Origin of the sequence: Salinarimonas soli (assembly GCF_008386575.1) — a bacterium.
GTDB classification, from domain to species: Bacteria; Pseudomonadota; Alphaproteobacteria; order Rhizobiales; family Beijerinckiaceae; genus Salinarimonas_A; species Salinarimonas_A soli.
This window is the reverse complement of sequence record NZ_VUOA01000069.1, coordinates 1-431: the sequence shown is the minus strand read 5'-3', so window position 1 is coordinate 431 and position 431 is coordinate 1. Positions and strand designations below refer to the sequence as shown.

1 pseudogene is annotated in these 431 nt (G+C 68.4%); it reads right to left on the bottom strand.

Annotated features, from left to right (window positions below):
* A pseudogene (locus tag F0L46_RS25160) lies at positions 1-431 on the bottom strand (2',3'-cyclic-nucleotide 2'-phosphodiesterase); the annotation flags it as partial.

The window sequence follows — 431 nt, the reverse complement described above, 5'->3', positions numbered from 1 at the left end:
GGTGGCCCTTGTCCCATTGCACGATCTGCGGCGGCACGAAGCCGATGACGCCGACGCGCACCCGGTGCTTGGCGCCGCTCTCGTCCGTCATCTCCCGCTCGATCACGCGGGTGGGGGGCACGAGAGGCGTGCCGTCCGTCTTGACGACGTTGGCGCAGACCACGGGAAACTTCGCGGTCTGGAGCGAGGCCGCCAGGAAGTCGAGGCCGTAATTGAACTCGTGATTGCCCAGCGTGCCGCAATCGTAGTTCAGCTCGTTCATGGCAGCCACCATCGGGTGGACGTCGCCGGGCTTCATGCCGCGCTGATAGGCGACGTAGTCGCCCATGGGGCTGCCCTGGATGAGGTCGCCGTTGGCGAACAGGAGCGAGTTGGGCGCCTGCGCCCGCGCCGCCGCGACGAGGGCCGCCGTCTTGGCAAGCCCCACCGTG